Origin of the sequence: Jiangella alba, from assembly GCF_900106035.1 — a bacterium.
Taxonomy (GTDB): Bacteria; Actinomycetota; Actinomycetes; order Jiangellales; family Jiangellaceae; genus Jiangella; species Jiangella alba.
In genome coordinates this window covers 1,886,740-1,907,333 of record NZ_FNUC01000003.1, presented here as the reverse complement: position 1 = coordinate 1,907,333, position 20,594 = coordinate 1,886,740, and the positions used below count along the sequence as shown (strand labels likewise).

Below are 20,594 nucleotides of genomic sequence, written 5' to 3'. Positions count from 1 at the left end.
GGAAACGAGGTGGACCATGTCCCAGCCCATCCCCCGGCGCACCTTCCTCGCCCTGTCCGCGACCACGATGGCCACGGTGGCGCTGCCGGCCGTCTCCCCCGGCCGCGCCGCCGCCGCACCCACGGCGCTGGCCAGCAGCAACGGCTGGACCGCCGCTGACGCCGACCCGTTCGCGTCGGCGCTGACCGACCTGGGCCGCACCACCCCGCTGGCCCTGGACTACGACTACCGCAGCGTCGGCGCCGACCTCGGCAGCGTCCGGTCGTTCACCGCCGTCGAGATCGTCCAGGCGAGCAGCCTGTCCCGGCTGAACAGCCGTGACCTCGCGCTCTACGTCAGCAACGACAACGCGGCCTGGCAACGGGTCGACGACGCCGAGCACGTCGAGCTCGGCAGCACGACGTGGCTCTACCTCGGCGCGGGCCGGAGCGCGCGCTACGTGAAGGTCCACTCGCATCGCGGCGACACCTCCGGGTACACCTGCGTGATCAACAACCTGGCCGCCGACCTGCGCGTGTACGACCTCGGCCCGCACGAGTTCGTCGGCGGCAACGGCGGCAGCTGGGCGTACCGCACCCCCGTCGTCATCACCAACGCGAACGCCGTGACGCTGCGCGACCGGGCCGCCTTCCTGTCCTTCCAGACGCTCGGCACGGCCGCGCTGATCGCGGCCGGCAAGCTCGCTCCGGACCTGCGCGACCTGCGCCTCGCCGACGCCTCCGGGCGGGAGCTGCACGCCTACTCGAACTCGTACGGCGTGTACGTCCGGGTCCCGCAGATCGCCGCGAGCTCCTCGATCACCGTCTACGCGTACTCCGGCAATCCCGGCGCGACCAACCGGATCGACCGCGACACCGGCGCCCTGCAGGTGCAGTACGGGCACCGGGTCCTGCAGCGGCTGCCGGCCTCGGCCGACGCGATCAAGGTCGCCCAGTTGCCCAGCGGCCGGATGATCACGGTCTCGACCGCACCGAGCCTGGGCGGGATCAACGCCCGGTACAGCTCCGACGGCGGCCGGAGCTGGGGCGCGCTGGAGACGTTCAAGGCGTTCACCGGGGTGCCCGGCGCGAAGGGTGAGGGGCCGGAAGGGCTGCTCTGGGACCCGGTCCGCGGCGTGCTGACCTTCTTCTTCCGGATCTCCTTCGCCTACACCGAGGGCGGCGACTTCACCGACCCGGCGCAGAACAACGTCCAGACCTACGTCATCCAGGCCGGCTCGTTCACGGCGACCGGACGCCCGGTCTGGGACGCCACCGGCCCACGGCACGTGCCGCTGACCAACCGCACCACCGGCAACCCGGCCTCGTGGGCGCTGTCCTACACCAACCCGATCCGTACCTCGTCCGGCGCGTACCTGCACGTGATGTCGTACATCGTCCGGCCGGACGGGACCTTCGTCAGCAGCGTCATCCGGTCCGCCGACGGCGGGCTCACCTGGACCCAGAGCATGGACGAACTGGCCCTGCCCGGTCAGTTCGGCTTCGAGAAGGGCATCACCGAGGCGGGCATCGCCGAACTCGGCGACGGCTCGATCGCGATCCTGGCCCGCCAGCAGCTCGGGCGGAAGACCTACCTGGCGGCCAGCCGGTCCACCGACGACGGCGTCACGTGGTCGGCGGCCACCGACAGCACCGTGCTGTCCAGCAACACGCAGCCGGCGTTGTTCCCCGGAGCCGCACCGGGCAGCCTGATGCTCAGCTGGTCCGGGCACAACGGCTTCAGCCAGACCAGCTACTACCGCAACAACCTCACCGCGGCGTACAGCGACGACGACGGCGCCAGGTGGCACGGCTACCAGGACCTGCTCGGCGCCACCGAGCTGTCCGCGCCCGGCTGGGCGGCCGTCACCGAGCTGCGCCAGGCGCAGAACGCGGACTCCGCGCCATCCGGCACCGGCGACCGGCTGTTCGGCTGGATCACGCCCGGAGACACCCCGAAGACCCTGCTGGTGGAGGAGTTCGACCGCTACGTCCGGGACAGCCAGGGCGCACTGGACACCGTCAACTTCCGCAAGGCCGCCGGCACCGCCAACGGGACCGAGCTGGCCGACTGGCGCTGGTGGCGCTCCAGCCGGACCGGCACCCTGGACTTCATCACCGGGCAGCGGGCCAGCCGCCGCGCGGTCCGGCTGCGGTCGTCGGCGAACGCCGGGGCGAGCGCGTCCCGGCTGTTCCCGGCGATCCGCCGCGGCTACGTCCGGGCCGCGGTGCGGCTGACGGCCACCGGCGGCGGCCTCCGGCTGTGCCTGCAGGAAGGCTTCTCCGACTCGTACGACGCGCCGGGCACGGCACTGTCGCTGCTGGTCACAGCGTCCGGCGAGGTCCGCGCCACGACGTCGGACACGTTCGTCACCACCGCCGACATCGGGCATCAGAACGACGACACCACGCCGGCCGACGGGCGGCTCATCGCCCTCGGCCAGTACGGCGCCGTCGGGTTCGACTACCAGAACCGCAGCGTCGGCGCGGATCTCTACTCGACGCGCACGGTCTCGTCCATCGAGGTGGTCGACAACGACCTCGTCGGGCCGGCCGGGAACCGCCTCGACCCCGGCCAGCTGCGCATCTGGCGGTCCTCGGACAACGCGGCCTGGACCGAGGTGACCGGCTGGACGGGGACCGAGACCGGCTCGGTGATCACGCTGTCCGGGCCGTCGTTCAGCGCCCGCTACGTGAAGGTGTCGCAGCCGTACGCCGACACCGCGTTCACCTTCGCCAACGACCGGCCACGCATCCTGCGGGTGCTGCCCGACCTCGGCAGCCCGCAGCCGTTCGCACCACTGAGCACCCCGACCGCCCTGGCCACGGGCAGCTGGCACCAGCTGTTCGTCGACGTCGACCTCCCCGGCGGCGCCATCGCCGTCTCCGTCGACGGCACCCTGCGGGCCACGCTCCCTCTCGTCCACGCCGCCGAGGTGGTCAGCCACCTGTTCCTCGCGTTCGACCCGGCGGCGACGGCCGGTGACGTGGCCGTCGACGAACTGATCGTGCAGGACACCGCCGGCGGGATGCCCGCGGTGAGCAGCGTCGGCACGACCGTCCCCGTCCCCTGAACGGCAGGAGTGAGACACCCATGACCACGCTCCTACGACCACGCTCGATCACGGCGCTGCTCCTCGCGGCGCTCACCCTGCTGGCCGCCGTCGCCGTGACGGCCCCGGCGTCCAACGCGGCCGATGCCGAGGACGAACGGCTGGCCGCGAGCTTCGCCGTCCTCGGACCGGACCCCTACCCCGCGACCGGCCGGGTCGGCGGCGCGTTCTCCAGCACCGGCGCGATCGCCCTCGACTACCTGCGGCGCAGCCTGGTGGCCGACCTCGGCACGGTCTCGGCGGTCGGCCGGATCGAGCTCGTCGACCGCGACGCCACCAGCCGCCTCACCGCGTCGGACTACACGCTGTGGAGCAGCCGCGACAACCAGTCCTACCAGCGGCTGGACGACTGGACGCTGCACACGCGGCAGCAGGACGGCCGGCTCGTGCACGAGTTCACCGGGTTGTCCGCCGAGGCCCGCTACGTCAAGATCACCACCCGGTACGACGACACCGCGTTCACCTTCGTCGTGGACAAGCCGGCCGAGGACGTCCGCCTCTTCGGCACGGCGGGCGAGCCGGACCCGGGCGCGGCCCTGGACGTGGTCGACTCCTGGAAGGTGACCAGCGAGGCCACCTACCCGGACGTCGAGCACCCGGACACGATGTCGGCCTTCCGCCCGGCCATCACGGAGGCGCCCAACGGGGACTTCCTGATCATCTTCAACACCTCCACCGACGCCAACCCCGGCGGTGAGGTCCGGCTGATCCGCTCCACCGACCGAGGCCGCACGTGGGGACCGTCGCAGATCATCGCCGCACCGAGCGACCGGTACGAGGGCGGCAGCCTCGCGTCGTCGCGGGGCATGACGACGCTGCGCGACGGCACGATCGTCATGACCTACGGCGAGGCCGTCAACCACACCCGGTTCAACGACCGGGAGGGCGTGAAGTTCGTCGCCCGCTCCACCGACAACGGCCACACCTGGGAGGGCACCGACGAGCCGATCGACTTCCCGGTGCCGTTCCGCGAGCAGTTCGACGCCGGCGGCCGGATGATCGAGACCGCGGACGGCACGCTGCTGCTGCCCGTCTGGGGCACCCGGGAGCTCGCCGAGGACTGGGAGACCAACCCGCGGCGCAGCGAGTCGGGGGTGCTGCGCTCCTTCGACGGCGGCCGGACCTGGCCGGAGTTCGAGGTCATCGGCTACGACCCGCACGACCCGGTGCACTCGCCGCCGTTCTACCCGTACGTGTTCGGGGCCAGCTCGACCGAGTTCGCCATGCAGCAGCTGCCGAGCGGCCGCATCGTCGCCGAGATCCGCTACGAGAACGTCGTGGACCCGGTGCGCTGGCAGCTCTACCGCTCCTACTCCGACGACGACGGCGCCACCTGGTCCACCCCGGAGCCGGTCGGCTACGTCGCACCGGCGTACTCGTTCGCCTTCGCGCCCTGCACCGACGAGCTGGCCGGCGGGCAGACCAAGCTGGTGCTCGGCGCCCGGGGCATCACCCAGCTCGGCAAGGCCATCATGGCGGTGTCCTTCGACGAGGGCGTGACCTGGCAGGACCCGTTCGCCCTCGAGCACCCCGACGGCAACGACTTCTACGGCACCCTCGGCGGCGAGCCCGACTTCCTCCGGCTGGACGACCGCCGGGTGCTGGTGGTCTTCCAGGCCTCCGACGACGACCGGCCGTACATCCCGCCGGGCGACCCCGGCAAGCCGTGGCACATCATGGCCAACGTCCTCGAGGACGCCGCACCCGACGAGTGCCGGGCGCAGGCCGCCGCGGCCGAGGAGCGCCAGGAGAGCGACCCGAACGTGTTCGTGCACCGGGCCGACCGCGCGGAGTGGACCTGGGCGCTGTCGGCGAAGAACGCCGTGCAGCCGGCCGGCACGACCGTCGGCGAGTTCGTCGCGACCCAGGCGCCGGCGTTGAGCTGCCGCGCCGATCAGCCGCTGCGCCTGCGCGACGAGGACGGCCGGGTCCTCGATCCCGGCGACACGCTGGCCGAGGCGGGCGTGCGCAACGGCGACTCCGTCGAGCTGAGCGGCGCCGAACCCACGGCCCGGCCGTTCCGCATCGGCGCGGCCGAACTGGACGTGTCACCGGCCACCCGGCACGTCGCGAACTGGGACGACGCCTGCGCGCCCACGCCGATCGCGCTGGACTACCGGTCCCGCGGCCTCGGCCTGGACGTGGCGGTCCCGGCGGGCGAGGTGGTGTCCGCGCTGGAGCTGCGGGACAGCGCGGGGAGCACCCGGCTGAAGCGGTCCGACTACCGGCTGTGGACGAGCCCCGACAACGTGCACTTCACCGAGGTGACCGGCTGGTCGTTCGCGTCCCGCGTGGAGGACGGCCGGATCGTGCACCGGTTCGACGACCTCGCCGTCACCGACCGGTACCTCAAGGTGACGCACCCGTACACCGACGCGGCGTACACGTTCGTCCTGGACGACCCGCGCGAGGACATCTCCCTCGAGTTCGCCGCCCGGACGTGCGACACCGTCGTCACCGGGCCGGTCGCCGGGCCGCTGACCGTCGACGGCGACGGCACCACCTGCGTCACCGGCGCCACCATCGCCGGGCCGGTCACCGTCGAGGCCGGCGCGTCCGTGTCGGTGCGGGACAGCCGGGTCGCCGGGCCGCTGACCTCCGGCGGCGCCGCCGCGATCTCCGTCTGCGACTCGACCCTGACCGGGCGGGTCGCGGTGAGCGGCAGCACCGGCCCGGTGCTGATCGGCCAGGCGGACGGACACGACTGCGGGCCGAACACGATCACCGGCCCGCTGAGCCTGGACGCGAACACGTCGACGATCCGGGTGGCGGGCAACCGGATCACCGGAGCGGTCACGCTGACCGCCAACACGTTCGCGTCCTCGGCCTACCTCGGCGGCAACCGGATCATCGGGCAGCTGCGCTGCAGCGACAACACGCCGGAGATCGACGGCGGCGACAACGACGTCACCGGCCGCAGGAGTGGTCAGTGCGCCGGACTGTGAGGTTCCGATGAGGATCACGGGCGCCGTGCTGGAGGAGCCCGGCCGCGGGCGCCCGTACTGGTCGACTCGGCCGCTGACCGTGGCCGAGCTCGACCTCGCTCCGCCCGGCCCGGGCGAGGTGCTGGTCGAGATCGAGGCCGCCGGAGTGTGCCACTCCGATCTGTCGGTGGTCGACGGCCAGCGCCCCCGCCCGGTGCCGATGCTGCTCGGGCACGAGGCGGCCGGACGGGTCGTCGACGCCGGCGACGACGTCGACGACCTGGCGCCGGGCCGGCGGGTGGTGCTGGTGTTCCTGCCGGCCTGTGGCGGGTGCGCCGGGTGCCGGTCCGGCGGGCGGATCCCGTGCGAGCCGGGGTCGGCCGCCAACGCGGCAGGGACGCTGATCGGCGGCGGCACCCGGCTGTCCCGGCGCGGCCACCCCGTGCTGCACCACCTGGGTGTCTCGGCGTTCGCGACGCACGCGGTGGTGGATCGCGGCTCGGTCGTCCCCGTCGACGACGACGTGCCGGCCGCCGTCGCCGCCCTGCTCGGCTGCGCCGTGCTGACCGGCGGTGGAGCGGTGGTCAACGCGGGCGCGATGCGTTCCGGCGATCGGGTGGCCGTCGTCGGGCTCGGGGGCGTCGGGCTGGCCGCGGTGCTCGTCGCCGCCGCTGCCGGGGCGTCCCGCCTCGTCGCCGTCGACCCCGTCGAGCACAAGCGGGAGCTCGCGCTGCGGCTCGGCGCCACCGAGGCGATGACGCCCGATCAGGCGGCCGCCGCCGGCCGCCTCGCCGACCTGGTCGTCGACGCGACCGGGTCGGTGCCGGCGTTCGAGGCGGCGCTGGCGGCCACCGCTCCGGGCGGGCGCACGGTGACCGTCGGCCTGCCGCCGCCGGACCGGCTGGCCCGGATCTCCCCGCTCGCCCTGGTGGCCGAGGCACGCAGCGTGATCGGCAGCTACCTCGGCTCGTCCGTCCCGTCCCACGACATCCCGATGTACGTCGACTGGTGGCGCGACGGCCGCCTCCCGGTCGAACACCTCGCGACGTCGGAGCTCGCCCTCGGCGAGATCAACCAGGCGATGGACGCACTCGCCGACGGCCAGGCCGTCCGTCAGCTGATCAGGCCCAGGATGCCGTAGGTTGCCTGCGTGAATGAGAACTTTCGGGTCGATCTGCGGGGAATCGTCGACCTGTTGAGCAACCATCTGTACAGCAGTCCGCGGGTGTATCTGCGGGAACTGCTGCAGAACGCCGTCGACGCGATCACCGCTCGGCAGGCCGGCGATCCCGAGGCGCCGCGGCGCATCGATGTGCGGACGGCGGACGACGTCCTGAGCATCGCTGACACCGGCATCGGGCTGCGGCCGGACGAGGTGCGCGAGCTGCTGGCGACGATCGGGCGCAGCTCGAAGCGCGACGAGATCGGCTTCGCCCGGACCGAGTTCATCGGCCAGTTCGGGATCGGCCTTCTGTCCGCGTTCATGGTCGCCGACGAGATCGAGGTCGTCACCCAGCCCGCCGGCGGCCCGGCCACCCGCTGGGTCGGCGCGGCCGACGGGAGCTACACGATCGCGGAGGCGGCGGACCGCTCCGAGGCCGGCACGACGGTGACGCTCACGGCCCGGCGTGGTGCGGAGCAGTGGTACGCGCGGGCCACGGTCATCGAGCTGATCCGGCTCTTCGGTGAGCTCCTGCCGATCGAGATCCGCGTCGACGGCGAGCAGGTCACCGACGGGACGGCGCCATGGGAAGGTGTCGGCGGCGCCCAGCGCGCGGCCCTCGTCGGCTACGCCCAGGACACGCTCGGGTTCACGCCGTTCGACGTCATCCACCTGAACAACCCGGCCGCCGGGCTGACCGGCGTCGCCTTCGTGCTGCCGTTCGCCGCCAACCCGGTCGAGCGCGCGAAGCACCGCGTGTACCTGAAGCGCATGCTGCTCGCCGAGAACGTCGAGGGGCTGCTGCCCGACTGGGCCTTCTTCGTCCGCGCGGTCATCGACACCTCCGAGCTGCGCCCGACGGCGAGCCGGGAGGCGCTCTTCGACGACGGCGACCTCGAGGCCACCCGCGACGCACTGGGCGCGCAGCTGCGCGGGTGGCTGGTCCGGCTCGGACGCACCAACCCGTCCCGACTCGACACGTTCCTCGGCATCCACCACCTCGGGGTGAAGGCGCTGGCGCTGCACGACGACGAGATGCTGCGGCTCGTCCACCGCTGGCTGCGGTTCGAGACCAGCCAGGGCCGCATGACGACCGCCGAACTGCAGGAGCGCTCGGGGGTCATCCGCTACGTCGCCACGACCGAAGAGTTCCGCCAGCTGGCAGCCGTCGCGGCCGCGCAGCAGATCACCCTGGTGAACGGCGGCTACACCTACGACAGCGAGCTGCTCGAACGGCTCGGCCAGGTGGTGCCGGGCCTTGCCACCACCAGGTTCGACCCGACCGAGCTCAGCACCCGCTTCGACGATCTGGACCCGGTCACCGAGCTGCGGCTGCGCCCGTTCGTCCAACTGGCCCAGGACGCGCTGGACCCGGTCGGCTGCGAGGTCGTGGTCCGCGCCTTCGAGCCGGCCAGCCTGCCCGCGCTCTACCTCGTGGACCGCTCCGCACAGTTCGCGGGCGAGCTCCGAGCCACCCAGGAGCGTGCCGACGCACTCTGGTCGGAGGTGCTCGGAGCCCTCGACACCCACGACGACAGCCGCCCGCAGCTGGTGCTGAACCACCGCAGCCCGCTCGTCCGGCGCATGACGTCCATGGGCGACCGCGATCTCGCCAGGCTCGCCGTCGAAGGCTTGTACGGGCAGGCGTTGATGCTCGGTTACCACCCGATCAGCCCGGCCGACTCCGCGCTGGTGAACCGTTCGTTCCTCGGTCTGCTCGACCAGGCCGTGCCTGCCCAGGAGGACCCGACCCGATGAACCAGGACCTGATCGACCGCCTACAGCGCGCCGAGAGCACGCCGTACGGGAAGGCACGGTCCGCGCTGCTCGAGGACGTCGTGCGGCGGGCCGATGCGGCCGGTGAGGACGACCTCGGGTTCTACAGCCGGCTGGCACTGGTGACGGCGTACGTGCTGGGTGGTGAGCCACGGAAGTCGCTGGTGCCGTTCGCGCGGTGCGTGGCCGACTGGGACGCCGAGCCGGGCCGGTACCAGCGCTACTCGCACTCGTTCCACTGGTGCTTCAAGTACGCGCCCAGCACGATGACCAAGTTCCCCGAGGTCCCGCTGGACCGCGCGTACGACGTGCTGGACGACATGGAGCGGCGGTGGCAGCTCGCCGGCCACAGCATGCACGCCGTCCATCACCACCGCTGGCTGGTCGCACACCACATCGGTGACACGGTGGCAGCGGCCGAGCAGTTCCGGCTCTGGTCGACCGCGCCCCGCGACGCGCTGTCGGACTGCGCCGGTTGCGACCCCACGAGCAAGGTGCACCACTTGACCGCCGTCGGCAGGACGGCGGACGCCGTCGCGCTGGCGGTGAGCGCGCTGAGCGGGCCGCTGAACTGCAACGGACAACCGCAGGACCTGCTGACCGCGTTGCTGCCCGCGTACATGGCCGAAGGCATGCACGCCGAGGCCGTCGACGCGCACCGGAAGGCCTACCGGCTCCATCGCGTCCAGGTCGGCGACCTGGGCCTGCATGGGGAGCACATCGCCTTCCTGGCCCGGACCGGCAACGAACCGAAGGCCGTCGAGCTGATCGAGCGGCACCTGAACGAGTACGACGATCCGCCGTCGCCGTACGCGGCGATGACGTTCGCCGCCGCGGCCGCTCATGCGCTCGCCCGCGTGGGCGACCTGACGGTCCGGCTGCCGAAGGGCGAGACCGCTCCCGCGGCGGAGCTGGGCGAGCGACTGGCCGAGCGTGCGCTGGGCAGCGCGGCGCAGTTCGACGAGCGGAACGGCACGACGCACCACAGCGAGGTGATCCAGGCGGTGCTGACGGCCGAGCCCTGGGTCGAGTTCCTGCCGTTGTCGGAGACCGCGCGGCGGGCCCGGCGACCCCGGCAGGCCGCGCCCGCACCCGCGGCGGAGGTGTCCGAGCCGGCGGCGCCCACCGGGCGCGGCTGGCTGGATCGGGCGGAGGACGCCTGGCAGCGGGGAGTGCCGGAGGAAGCCACTGCCGCGTGGCGAGCGTTCGAGGAGGAGGTGCCGGAGAGCGAGTGGACGCCCGCGGACCGGGCGCGCGTGCTGGACGGCCGCGGCCTTCTGGCGCAGGACGACCCGGAGCTCGCGCTGGAGGCGTGGCGCGAGGCGATCGCGCTGTACACCGAGACGGGCGAGGAGGTCCGCGTGCTGCGCGATCGCGGCCGCATCGGCCGGGTGCTGTGCTGGACCGGTCAGGTCGACGAGGGCCTCGCGACGTCCGAGGAACCATTGCGCTGGCTCGTGGCCAACGACGAGCCACACCGCCGCGCGCACTGGCAGTACTCGCTGGCGACCATCTACGCGGCGGCGGACCGGTCCGACGACGCCCTCCGCGAGCTCGCCGGGCTCCGTCAGCGCACCGGCGTCGACGAGGATCTCCGGGCGGCCGGAGCGATGGTCGAGTGCGACGTGCTGGCACGGCTGGAACGTTTCGAGGAGGCGGAGGCCGCCGCGACCGCCGCCCTCGGCGGCTCGGCCGATTCGCAGCGGTTCTTCGCGTACAAGCAGCGCGGGTGGCTTCGGCTCGTGCTGGAACGTCCGGCGGAGGCGGCCGAGGATCTGTCCGAGGCGGTCGCGCTGGGGACGGGGAACCCGGGCCAGGAGGCACAGGTCGCGCTGGCTCAGGTGCAACTGACCCGCGCGTACCTGATGACCGGACGCCCCCTCGAGGCGGCGGAGACCGGTGAGGAGGCGCTTCCGGTGCTGGGCGACGTTCCCGAACTCGCCGATCCGCTGGCCGACGTCCGCGGCCTGCTCATCGATGCCTACCGCGCTCTGGGTGAGCTCGAGTCCGCGCTGACGAAGGCACGGGAGCTGCTGGCCGCTGCGCCTTCTGAGGCGCATCCCGCCTGGCTGGGCATGGTCCGTCAGGATGAGGGCCTGCTGCTGCAGCAGCTCGATCGCGACGGCGCGGCGGTCGACGCATTCCTTGCGGCCGCGTCGTCCTACGAGGCCGCCGAGCAGCCCGTCGAGCACGTGCAGGCCGTCCGGCTCGCGGCGCAGTCGGCTCAGCGCGTCGGCGAGGTCGACCAGTCGGTGGAGCTGATCGAACGCGCCCGCGCGGTGCTCGGCACGCTCCCGTCCGCGGATCAGGAGGTGCTCTTCCAGACTGCCGGCGTCGAGTGGGATCTGGCGATGATCGCCCTGCGGCGCGGCGAGACGGACACCGCCGTCCGGTACGCGACTCAGGCCGCGGAGCTCTACGAACGGGGCGGGTATGACGACATGCACGCCCAGGCCCGCCTGCTGATCGCCGAGTACGGCAGCACCGACGTGCAGCCGGTCGAGCAGCTCTTCGCCAGCCTCCCCGCCGGCCACGAGCTGTGGCACCGAGCCGGGTGGCTCCTGGTGGACCGCCTGGAAGCGCAGGGCCGGCACCAGGAGGCCACCGCGCTGGAATCCCGCCTGGCGGAGTAGGCCCGGCCCTGCGCTCAGGCGGTGGCGCCGTCGATCTCGGCGACGATGGCGGTGTAGCCGCGGGCGGCGGCGAGACGGCGGGGCGAGACGCCGTCGCGGTCGGGGATGGTGACGTCGGCGCCGGCGGCGATGAGCAGGCGCACCGTCTCGACGTGGCGGTCGGAGCCGTTGCCGAGGACGATCGCCTCGTGCAGGGCGGTCCAGCCGAGGTCGTTGACGTGGTTCACGGGGACGCCGGCCGCGATGAGGGTGCGGACGGTCTCGACGTGGGCGTGCTCGCTGGCCGGGATGAGCGCGGTGCCGCCGAAGCGGTTCGTGCTCGCGACGTCGGCGCCGTGGCGCAGCGTCGCCGCCAGGATCTCGTCCAGCCCCTCGGCGCCGGCGTAGAGGAACGCGGAGTCCTGGAGGTCGTCCTTGGCGTTCGGGTCGGCGCCGGCCGCCAGCAGCGCGAGGGCCGCCTCGACGTGGTTCGCCTTGGTGGCGACGACGAGCGGCGTGCGCCCGGAGCCGTCGCGCGCCTCGAGGTCGGCGCCGCTGGCGACGGCGGTCGCGATGGCGTCGACGTCGTTCACGGCGGCGGCGTCCAGGAGCAGCACGGTGGCATCCTCTGCGGTCATGGCGGGCGGGGGCGGCGGGGTGGGCGTCGGCGTGGGTGACGGACTCGGCGTGGGGGTGGGCGTCGGCGTCGCCGAGGGGGTCGGCGCCGGCTCACCCACCGGCTCGTCGGCGGGCTCGGCCGCGCACGCGGCGAGCAGGACGGCCGTCAGCACCGCCGCGCCAATCCGGGTCACACGCATGCCAGTATGGTATACCAAAGCTCATGGCAACGGACAGCAGCTCCGGCTCCGAGGTCGCCCGCGTGACCACGCGCCTGCGCGACGACATCGTCGACGGCGTGCGGGCGCCGGGCAGCCGGCTGGTCGAGCGCGACCTGGCCGCCGAGCTCGACGTGAGCCGGGTGCCGGTGCGCGACGCGCTGCGCACGCTGGCCGGCGAGGGCCTGGTGACGATGCGGCCGCGGACCTGGGCCATCGTCCGCGAGTTCACCCCGGGCGACGTCGCCGACCTGATCGAGGTGCGCTCGGCGTTCGAGACCCTGACGTTCGCCCTCGCGACCCAGCGGCGCACGAGCGCGGGCCTCGCGCGGCTGCGCACGGTGCTCGACGCCGAACTGGCGGCCGCCGCCGGAGGTGACGCCGTCACCGCCCGCCGCCGCGCCGCCGACTTCCACGAGACGGTGACGGAGCTGGCGGCGAACGACCTGCTCAGCGAGCTCGAGCTGACGCTGCGCAGCAGGATGCGGTGGCTGCTGTCCCAGCACGACGACCTGCTGCGCATCGCCCGCGAGCACGAAGCGCTGTACGACGCCATCGCCGACCGCGACGCCGCCGCCGTCGACGCGCTCGTCCGCACGCACGTGGAGACCGGCCGGGCCGCGGCCGCCTCCCGCCGCGAGTCGTCGCGCTGAATTTTGGTATACCGTCGCGCCATGGCAACCGTGAGACTGACGAACGTCCGGCCGTGGGGCGGCGCGGCCGCCGACGTCGTGATGGCCGACGACCGCATCGTCGACGTCGTCCCGGCCGGATCGGCGGCGAGCGACGGCGAGACGACCATCGACGGCGGCGGGCGGCTGGCCCTCCCCGGTCTGCTCAACGTGCACGCCCACGTCGACAAGAGCTGGTGGGGCCGGCCGTGGGTGCCGGCCGGCGGCGCGCCGGGGACCGCGGGCCGCATCGCGCACGAGCGGGCCGAACGCGACGCGCTCGGCATCCCGAGCGTCGAGTCCACCACCGCGGTGCTGGGGGAGTTCGTCCGGCACGGCACCACGGGGGTGCGCACGCACGTCGACGTCGATCTCGGCGTGGGCCTGCGCGGCATCGAGGTCGTCCGTGCGGCGGCGGCCGCGCTGGGCGACGCCGTCCAGGTCGACGTCGTGGCCTTCCCGCAGGACGGCGTCATGCGGCGGCCGGGCGTCCTCGACCTGCTCGACCAGGCGGCCGCGGCCGGCGCCACCCACGTCGGCGGCATCGACCCGGCGTCGATCGACCGCGACCCGGTCCGTCAGCTCGACGGCCTGTTCGACATCGCCGAGCGGCACGGCGTCGGCATCGACATCCACCTGCACGACGGCGGCGAGCTGGGGGCGTTCCAGCTCGAGCTGATCGCCGAGCGGACCCTCCGCGCCGGGATGCACGGCCGCGTCACCGTCTCGCACGGCTTCGCCCTCGGGGAGCTGTCACCGGCGCGCCAGGCCGAGGTGCTCGACGTCCTCGCCGAGGCCGGCATCGGCTGGGCCACGGCGGCGCCGGTGCGCAGCGCGCCGCTGCCCTGGCGCGAGATGCGCGAGCGCGGCATGCCCATCGGCCTCGGCACCGACGGCATCCGCGACCTCTGGTCCCCCTTCGGCGACGGCGACCTGCTGCGCGTCGCGCTGGGGTTCGCCCGGCTGCACGCCCTGCGCACCGACCCCGACCTCCTCGACGTGGTACGGCTGGCGACCTCGCACGCCGGCGGCTACCTCGGCCGCGCGGCCCACGACCTCTCCCCCGGCGCCCGCGCCGACGTCGTGCTGCTCGACGCCGAGAACGTCCAGGACGCTCTGGTCCGCTGCCCGCCTCGCGCCCTCGTCGTCGCCGGCGGCCGCCTGGTCCAGCGCGACGGCGAGGTCCTGGTCTAGCATCGCCCGCGTGGAAGCCCTCGGCGTCGCGTTGGCGCTCGTGTTCCTGTACGCCGTGTACTACGCCGTCCGCGTCGGGGTACGCGACGGGATCAAGGACTCCTTGAAGGACCGGGAGGTCCGGGTGAAGGAGTCCGAGCCGGACCGCTGAGCGCCGCGACGAAGCCGAGGTCGGCGATCACGCCGACGCCCATCAGCTCGAACCGAGTGCCAGGAGGCACGACATGAGCGGCGACGTCTTGGTGGTGGGGGCGGGCATCATGGGCGCGTCGGTGGCCTATCACGCCGCCCGGGCCGGCGCCGCCGTGACGCTGGTCGACGCGGGGCGGCCGGGTGGTGGGGTGACGGCGGACTCGTTCGCCTGGATCGGAGCGTCCGGCGTCCGCACCGGACCGGCCGCCGCGCTGCGCGCCACCGCGACGGACGAGTACCGGCGGCTCGAGGCCGAGCTGCCGGGGCTGCCGGTGACGTGGTCCGGCTCGCTGTCCTGGGGGACGACGGACGCGGCGCCGGAGGCCGGGCCGGGGCAGGAGATCGTCGACGCGGCGACCGTGGCGCGGCTCGAACCCACCCTGCGCAGGCCACCGACGTGGGCCGTCTGGGCACCCGGTGACGGCGCCGTCGACCCGGTGGGCGCGACCGAGCGGCTGGTCGCCGGCGCCCGCGACCACGGCGCCACGGTCCGGACGGACGCACCGGTCACCGCGGTCCGCCGCGACGCCGCGGGCCGGGTCGCCGGGGTCGAGACCGCCACGGGGCCGCTCTCCGGTGCGACGGTGGTGCTCGCGGCGGGCGTGGCCACGGCCGCGCTGGCCGCGCCGCTCGGCGTCCGCGTGCCGGTCGGGCCGTCGCCGGCGACGCTGTTCCGGTTCCGCGCCCCGGCCGGCCTGGTCCGCACCGTGGTCAACAACCGCGACTTCGACCTCCGGCAGGTCGCCGCCGACCGGCTGATCGCCGCCGCGGACTCGCCCGAACGGACGCTCGCCGCCGTCCGGTCCACCTTCCGCGGCGCCGCGGACGTCGAGCTGCTCAGCACCCGGGTCCGGCAACGTCCCATGCCGGCCGACGGCGAGCCGATCGTCGGACCGGTCGCCGCGGTGCCCGGCCTCTACGTGGCGGTGCTGCACGCGGCGGTCACGCTCGGCCCGGCCGTCGGCCGCCTGGTCGCGCGGGAGCTGGCCGGCGGCGCCGCCGAGCCGCTGCTGGCCGGCTGCCGCCCCGACCGGTTCTAGACGGCGTCCGCGGCGCGCAGGTGCGGCACGAGGTGCGCCAGCACCAGCGCCGGGTCCTCGATCATCGGCAGGTGCCCCACCCCCGGCAGCGGCACGTGCACGCCGGCGGCGAGCAGCCCGGCGATCCGCTCGCTCTCCGTCAGTGAGCAGGTGACGTCGTACTCGCCGGTCGCCCACAGCGCCGGGCAGCGCACCTCCCCCAGCCAGCCGGACGCGTCGGCGTCGTAGGCGGCGCGCAGCACCCGGGTCACGACGTCGGGGCCGTGCCGGTTGGTCAGCAGGCGGACGGTGTCGACGACGTCGTCGGGCCGGCCGGGCGCCACGGCCTCACGCGCCAGCCCGGCGAACAGGGCGTCGACGGCGGCGGCGTCGGCCGGGGCGGGCGAGTCGCCGGGCTCGGAGGCGACGCTGCTGCCCAGCCCGGTAACCGACCGGACGCGGTCAGGCAGGGCGGCCGCGACCCCGACGGCGATGGCGCCGCCCAGTGATCCGCCGGCGACGTGCAGGCCGGTCAGGCCGAGCAGCCGCACGACGTCGGCGCAGTCGTCGACCCAGGCACTGAGGGAGAAGTCGTCGTCGGTCGACTCGCCGTGGCCGGCGAGGTCGACCAGCACGCAGGCACGCTCCGCGGCCAGCGCCGGCAGCAGGCCGAGCCAGCATTCCTTGCGCATGTTGATGGGGTGCAGCAGGAGCAGCGGCGCAGCCCCGACGCCACCCGGCGGCGACACCGTCGCGACGCTGAGGGTGTTGCCCCGGCCGGTTCGCACGGTGCTGAGCCGCATCATGTAATCAGATTACAGATCCTTCGACGACGCCGCCAGCCTCGCCTCGAGCATGTCCTTGAAGACGGCGAGCGAGCGCTCGGCCTGCGGCTGGTCGGCGGTGATGAGGAGGTCGGCCATGAGGCCGCGGACGGTGCCGAGCACCAGCCGGGCGATCGCCTCGGCCTCCTCGTGCGACGCGACGTGGCCCTCGAGGCTGCGCACGAAGTACGCCTCCCACTGGCCGACCGCCGTGCTGGCGAACTCCTGGAACTTGTCCGGCTCCTCGAAGCTGCGCGACGTCAGGTGGAAGAAGAACTGCATGTCGGCCGGGTTGGCCTGGTAGTGGTTCCACCAGCGGTCGACGGCCTGGGTGATGGTGCCGACCGGCTCGTTCTCCAGCTGCGTGACGATGTCGTTGCGCAGCGTGTAGACGATGCGGCCGAGCAGCTCGTCCTTGCTGCCGAAGTAGTAGACGAGCATGCGGCTGCTGGTGCCCAGCTGCGGCGCGAGGTTGTCGAGCGAGAAGCCGGCCAGGCCCTGGACGCGGACGATCTCGATGATGCGGCCGAGCAGTTCCTCGGCCTTGACGTTGTTGAGCTGTGCGCGTGTCATGGCCTGGGCCGAGTCGTGGTCAGCATGCCGTCCCGTTCGTTGCCGCGTGGAGCCGTGCGATGGCGAGTTCCGCCAACAGGCTAGACATATCAGGCACCACGGAGTCATCGAATCGCGCTTCCGGCGAGTGGTTCGTCGGCAGCGGCTGCGACACGTCGCCGACGGCGGCGCCGACCAGCACGAACGCCCCGCCGGTCTCCTCGAGGAACAGGGAGAAGTCCTCGGAGATCATCTCGGGCACGACGAGCTCGTCGTAGCGGCCGGCGCCGAACAGCGTCGTCACCGTCGAGCGCACCAGCGCGGCGCCCTCGGCGCCGGTGACGGTCGGGCCGAGATCGGGGCCGACCTCGGCCCGCAGCCCCAGCCCGTAGCTCCCGGCGATGGCCGTCGCGATGCCGCGGATCTTCTCGTACGCCGCCCGCACGGTCTCGTGGCTCGCGGCGCGCAGGCTGACCTTGAGCAGCGCCCGGCTGGGGATGACGTTGGCCGCGGTGCCGGCCGCGATCGAGCCCACGGTCACCACGATCGGGTCGCCGGGCGCGCTGTTCTGCGCCACGAACGTCTGGATCGCCTGCACCACGAGCGCGGCCGTCGAGATCGGGTCGAGCGCGGTGTGCGGACGTGCCGCGTGGCCGCCGCGGCCGAGCAGCTCCAGCTCGAACAGCATGGCGGCGCCCATGACCGCGCCCTCGCGGCACAGGAACGTCCCCGACTCGACGAACGACAGGACGTGCAGGCCGTAGGACGCGACCGGCTTCTGGCCGGTGAGCAGGTGCGTCTTCTCGCCGATCATCACCTCGGCGCCGCCGGCCCCCTCCTCGCCCGGCTGGAAGACGGCCAGGACGTCGCCGTGGAACTCCGCGCGCCGCTCGTGCAGCAGGTGTACGGCGCCGACCAGCCCGGCCATGTGCAGGTCGTGGCCGCAGGCGTGCATGGCGCCGTTGACGGAGGCGAACTCCTCCCCCGACTCCTCGACGACGGGCAGGCCGTCCATGTCCGCGCGCAGCAGCACGGTCGGGCCGGGCCCGGCGCCGGGCACGACGACGGCGAGCGAGGAGCAGGTCGCGCTGGTGTGCACCGGCAGCCCGAGCGGCGCCAGGGCGTCCAGCACCACCTCCCGGGTCCGCGGCAGGTCGAGGGCGAGCTCCGGGGTGCGGTGGAGGGTCCGGCGCAGGTCGATCAGGTCGATCACGTCGTCGCTGCTTTCTGGGGGTCGTCGGCCTTCGTGCAGCCGGCCACGTGGTCGGGGCCGACCTCGTGCAGTCCGGGCCCGTGCTGGTGGCACGGGCCCGGCACGGGGCAGGACGTACGGGGCGCCGCGACGACGCCGTCCCAGGCCACCCTCGGGTCGGCGACCGGCACGGCGGAGATGAGCGCCTGCGTGTAGGGGTGCCGCGGTGCGGCCAGGACGGCCGGCGCGGGACCGCTCTCCACGATCAGCCCGCGGTACATGACGGCGATCCGGGTCGCGAGCCGCCGCACGCTGGAGATGTCGTGAGTGATCATCAGGTAGCCGACGCCGGTGCGCCGCTGCAGGTCGCCCAGGAGCGCGAGAATCCGGCCCCGCACCGTCTGGTCGAGGCTGGCGGTCGGCTCGTCCAGGATGACGATCTGCGGGTCGGCCACCAGCGCCCGGGCCACCGCCACCCGCTGCGCCTGGCCGCCGGAGACGTCGCGCGGGTAGCGGTCCAGGATCTCCGGGTCGAGGCCGACCTCGGCGATCAGCCGGTGCACCCGCCGGTCCGCCTCGTCGCCCGCCACGCCCAGGTGCCGCAGCGGCTCGTGGACGCTGCGGCGGATCCGCCACGACGGGTCCAGCGACTGCACGGGGTGCTGGAACACCATGTGCACGCGCTGCGGACCGGCCGCGCCGTCGTCGTCGCCTGCCCGCCACGACACGGTGCCGGACGTGGCCGGCTGCAGGCCCGCGGCGACCTTGGCGATGGTGGTCTTGCCGCTGCCGGACTCGCCGACGACGGCCAGCGTCTCGCCGCGGCGGACCCGCAGGCTGACGCCGCGGACGGCGTGGTTGCGGCGGCGCTTGCCGTAGACGACCTCGATGTCAGCGAGCACGAGTTCCATCGGCCACCTCCTCGGCGAGCGGCTCGTCGTGCGCCGACGCCAGCAGCTCGCGGGTGTAGGCGTCGCCGGGCCGGTGGAAGATGTCGTCCACCGGGGCGAACTCGCGGACCTCGCCGTCGTACATGACGGCCACCCGCTGGCACAGCTGCGCGATGACGCCCATGTCGTGCGAGACGAACAGGACGCCGACGCCGTGCTCGGCGACGGTGGCCCGGATCAGGCCGAGGATCTGCGCCTGCACGGTGACGTCGAGTCCGGTGGTGGGCTCGTCGGCGACCAGCAGGGCGGGGCGGGCGGCGATCGCCATCGCGATCATGACCCGCTGGTTCATGCCGCCGGACAGCTGGTGCGGGTAGCGGCCGAGCACGGCCGCCGGGTCGTCGATGCCGACGGACGAGAGCAGCGCGGCCGCACGCTCGCGCACGTCGCCGCCGCGGCGGACGCCGTCCTGGCGGTCGAGGAACCGGAGCAGCCGCACCAGCTGGGCGCCGATGCGCATCGTCGGGTTCAGCGCCGCCGTCGGGTTCTGGAAGATCATCGTGGCGTTCGGCCGCGCGAGCAGCCGCGGGCCGTCCAGGAAGCGCCGCCCGGCCAGCTCGGCCTCGCCGGCGCACACCTGCACCCCCTCGGGCAGCAGCCCGAGCAGCGACAGCGCCGTCATCGTCTTGCCCGACCCGGACTCGCCGACGATCCCGACCACCTCGCCCTCGCCGACGTCGAGGGAGAGGTCGCGCACCAGGCTCGTCCCGGTCCGGGTCCGGATGCCCAGGCCGCGTACGCTCAGCAGGCTCATCGCAGCCTCCGGTCCAGCCAGTCGCCGATGACCTGGAACGACGCCGCCGTCAGCAGGATCATCAGGCCCGGGAAGAAGGACGGCCACCAGGACCCCAGCAGGTTGTCGCCGACCCCTTCGGCGATCATCGCGCCCCACTCGGCGTCGGGTGGCTGCACGCCGACGCCCAGGAACGACAGCGCGGCGAAGTCGAGGATCGCCCACGACGCGACCAGCGTCGACTGCACGAAGGGGTACTTGAACGAGTTCGGCAGGACGTGCCGGACCGCGATCTGCCAGGTGCTGGCGCCGCTGAGCCGGGCGGCGGCGATGTAGTCGGCCGAACGCACCTCCAGCGCCTTGGACCGGGCCAGCCGCACCAGCAGCGGCACGAACGCGATGACCACGGCGATCGCCGCGTACCACGGGTTCTTCCCCAGCGACGCGGTGATGACCAGCGCGAGGACGACGCCCGGGAAGGCCAGCAGCACGTCGGTGCCGCGCATGACGACCGCGTCGACGCCGCGCCCGAACGTCGCGCTGACGGCGCCGATCACCGACCCGATGATCAGGACGGCGACGGCGACGGCCAGCCCCAGCGCGATGTCGATGCGGGCCGCCGCCATGCAGCGCAGGAACACGTCGCGCCCGTACCGGTCGGTGCCGAACGGGTGGTCCAGCGACGGCGGCAGCAGGCCGCCGTACTCCTGGGCGACGTCGCCGCTGCCCGCGACGATCGGGACGACGATGCCGAGCAGCACGATCGTCCCGAGCATCGCGAAGGCGGCCACCGCGACCGGGTTGCCCACCCGCAGCCGCGACACGAGGTTGCCGCGCAGGGCGGTGCCGGCGTCGGCGACGGCCAT

16 protein-coding genes are annotated in these 20,594 nt (G+C 73.6%); 9 read left to right on the top strand and 7 right to left on the bottom strand.

What is annotated here, in order from left to right:
• Positions 1-16: 16 nt before the first annotated feature.
• The 5 genes from BLV02_RS11275 to BLV02_RS11255 are packed head-to-tail and all read left to right on the top strand — an operon-like array spanning position 17 to position 11,586.
• The gene (locus tag BLV02_RS11275; RefSeq protein ID WP_069112760.1) at positions 17-3,052 is read left to right on the top strand and encodes an exo-alpha-sialidase; all 3,036 of its coding nucleotides are present in this window, start codon (positions 17-19) and stop codon (positions 3,050-3,052) included.
• Between the two features lie 20 nt (positions 3,053-3,072).
• A complete protein-coding gene (locus tag BLV02_RS35610; RefSeq protein ID WP_069112761.1) occupies positions 3,073-6,036 on the top strand; it encodes an exo-alpha-sialidase in 2,964 nt (987 codons plus the stop codon).
• 7 nt (positions 6,037-6,043) lie between these two features.
• Positions 6,044-7,156: a zinc-binding dehydrogenase gene (locus tag BLV02_RS11265; protein WP_069112762.1), complete on the top strand. Its 1,113-nt coding sequence runs from the start codon at positions 6,044-6,046 to the stop codon at positions 7,154-7,156.
• A 9-nt stretch (positions 7,157-7,165) separates the two neighbouring features.
• Positions 7,166-8,935, top strand: coding sequence for an HSP90 family protein (locus BLV02_RS11260; protein WP_069112763.1), 1,770 nt, complete (start codon positions 7,166-7,168; stop codon positions 8,933-8,935).
• Positions 8,932-11,586, top strand: a complete 2,655-nt coding sequence (locus BLV02_RS11255; protein ID WP_069112764.1) for a tetratricopeptide repeat protein — start codon at positions 8,932-8,934, stop codon at positions 11,584-11,586. Before BLV02_RS11260 ends, BLV02_RS11255 begins: the two co-directional genes overlap by 4 nt.
• 14 nt (positions 11,587-11,600) lie before the next feature.
• On the opposite strand, the gene BLV02_RS11250 is transcribed toward BLV02_RS11255, so the two are convergent.
• Positions 11,601-12,383: an ankyrin repeat domain-containing protein gene (locus tag BLV02_RS11250; RefSeq protein WP_069112765.1), complete on the bottom strand. Its 783-nt coding sequence runs from the start codon at positions 12,381-12,383 to the stop codon at positions 11,601-11,603.
• A 23-nt stretch (positions 12,384-12,406) separates the two neighbouring features.
• Here BLV02_RS11250 and BLV02_RS11245 point away from each other — a divergent pair, with 23 nt between their 5' ends.
• The 4 genes from BLV02_RS11245 to BLV02_RS11235 all read left to right on the top strand — a co-directional run bounded on the left by BLV02_RS11245 (position 12,407) and on the right by BLV02_RS11235 (position 15,498).
• On the top strand, positions 12,407-13,054 hold the full coding sequence (locus BLV02_RS11245; protein WP_069112766.1) for a GntR family transcriptional regulator: 648 nt from the start codon (positions 12,407-12,409) through the stop codon (positions 13,052-13,054).
• 21 nt (positions 13,055-13,075) lie between these two features.
• Positions 13,076-14,266, top strand: coding sequence for an amidohydrolase (locus tag BLV02_RS11240; protein WP_069112767.1), 1,191 nt, complete (start codon positions 13,076-13,078; stop codon positions 14,264-14,266).
• Positions 14,267-14,276: 10 nt separating this feature from the next.
• Complete coding sequence (locus tag BLV02_RS36455; RefSeq protein WP_171906800.1) at positions 14,277-14,417, top strand: hypothetical protein; 141 nt, start codon at positions 14,277-14,279, stop codon at positions 14,415-14,417.
• 73 nt (positions 14,418-14,490) lie between these two features.
• Entirely contained in the window at positions 14,491-15,498 is a 1,008-nt protein-coding gene (locus tag BLV02_RS11235; protein ID WP_069112768.1) for an NAD(P)/FAD-dependent oxidoreductase, read from the top strand.
• Here BLV02_RS11235 and BLV02_RS11230 read toward each other — a convergent pair.
• The 6 genes from BLV02_RS11230 to BLV02_RS11200 are packed head-to-tail and all read right to left on the bottom strand — an operon-like array spanning position 15,495 to position 20,594.
• Complete coding sequence (locus tag BLV02_RS11230) at positions 15,495-16,283, bottom strand: alpha/beta fold hydrolase (protein ID WP_069112769.1); 789 nt, start codon at positions 16,281-16,283, stop codon at positions 15,495-15,497. The two genes, BLV02_RS11235 and BLV02_RS11230, sit on opposite strands and share 4 nt — an antisense overlap.
• Positions 16,284-16,292: 9 nt before the next feature.
• On the bottom strand, positions 16,293-16,874 hold the full coding sequence (locus BLV02_RS11225; RefSeq protein ID WP_069112770.1) for a TetR/AcrR family transcriptional regulator: 582 nt from the start codon (positions 16,872-16,874) through the stop codon (positions 16,293-16,295).
• A gap of 19 nt (positions 16,875-16,893) precedes the next feature.
• Positions 16,894-18,066, bottom strand: coding sequence for a M20 metallopeptidase family protein (locus BLV02_RS11220; protein WP_171906801.1), 1,173 nt, complete (start codon positions 18,064-18,066; stop codon positions 16,894-16,896).
• The gene (locus BLV02_RS11215; protein ID WP_074946283.1) at positions 18,063-18,956 is read right to left on the bottom strand and encodes an ABC transporter ATP-binding protein; all 894 of its coding nucleotides are present in this window, start codon (positions 18,954-18,956) and stop codon (positions 18,063-18,065) included. Before BLV02_RS11215 ends, BLV02_RS11220 begins: the two co-directional genes overlap by 4 nt.
• Complete coding sequence (locus BLV02_RS35025) at positions 18,937-19,749, bottom strand: ABC transporter ATP-binding protein (protein WP_069112772.1); 813 nt, start codon at positions 19,747-19,749, stop codon at positions 18,937-18,939. The genes BLV02_RS11215 and BLV02_RS35025 overlap by 20 nt, the downstream gene beginning before the upstream one ends.
• Entirely contained in the window at positions 19,746-20,594 is an 849-nt protein-coding gene (locus tag BLV02_RS11200; RefSeq protein WP_069112773.1) for an ABC transporter permease, read from the bottom strand. The genes BLV02_RS35025 and BLV02_RS11200 overlap by 4 nt, the downstream gene beginning before the upstream one ends.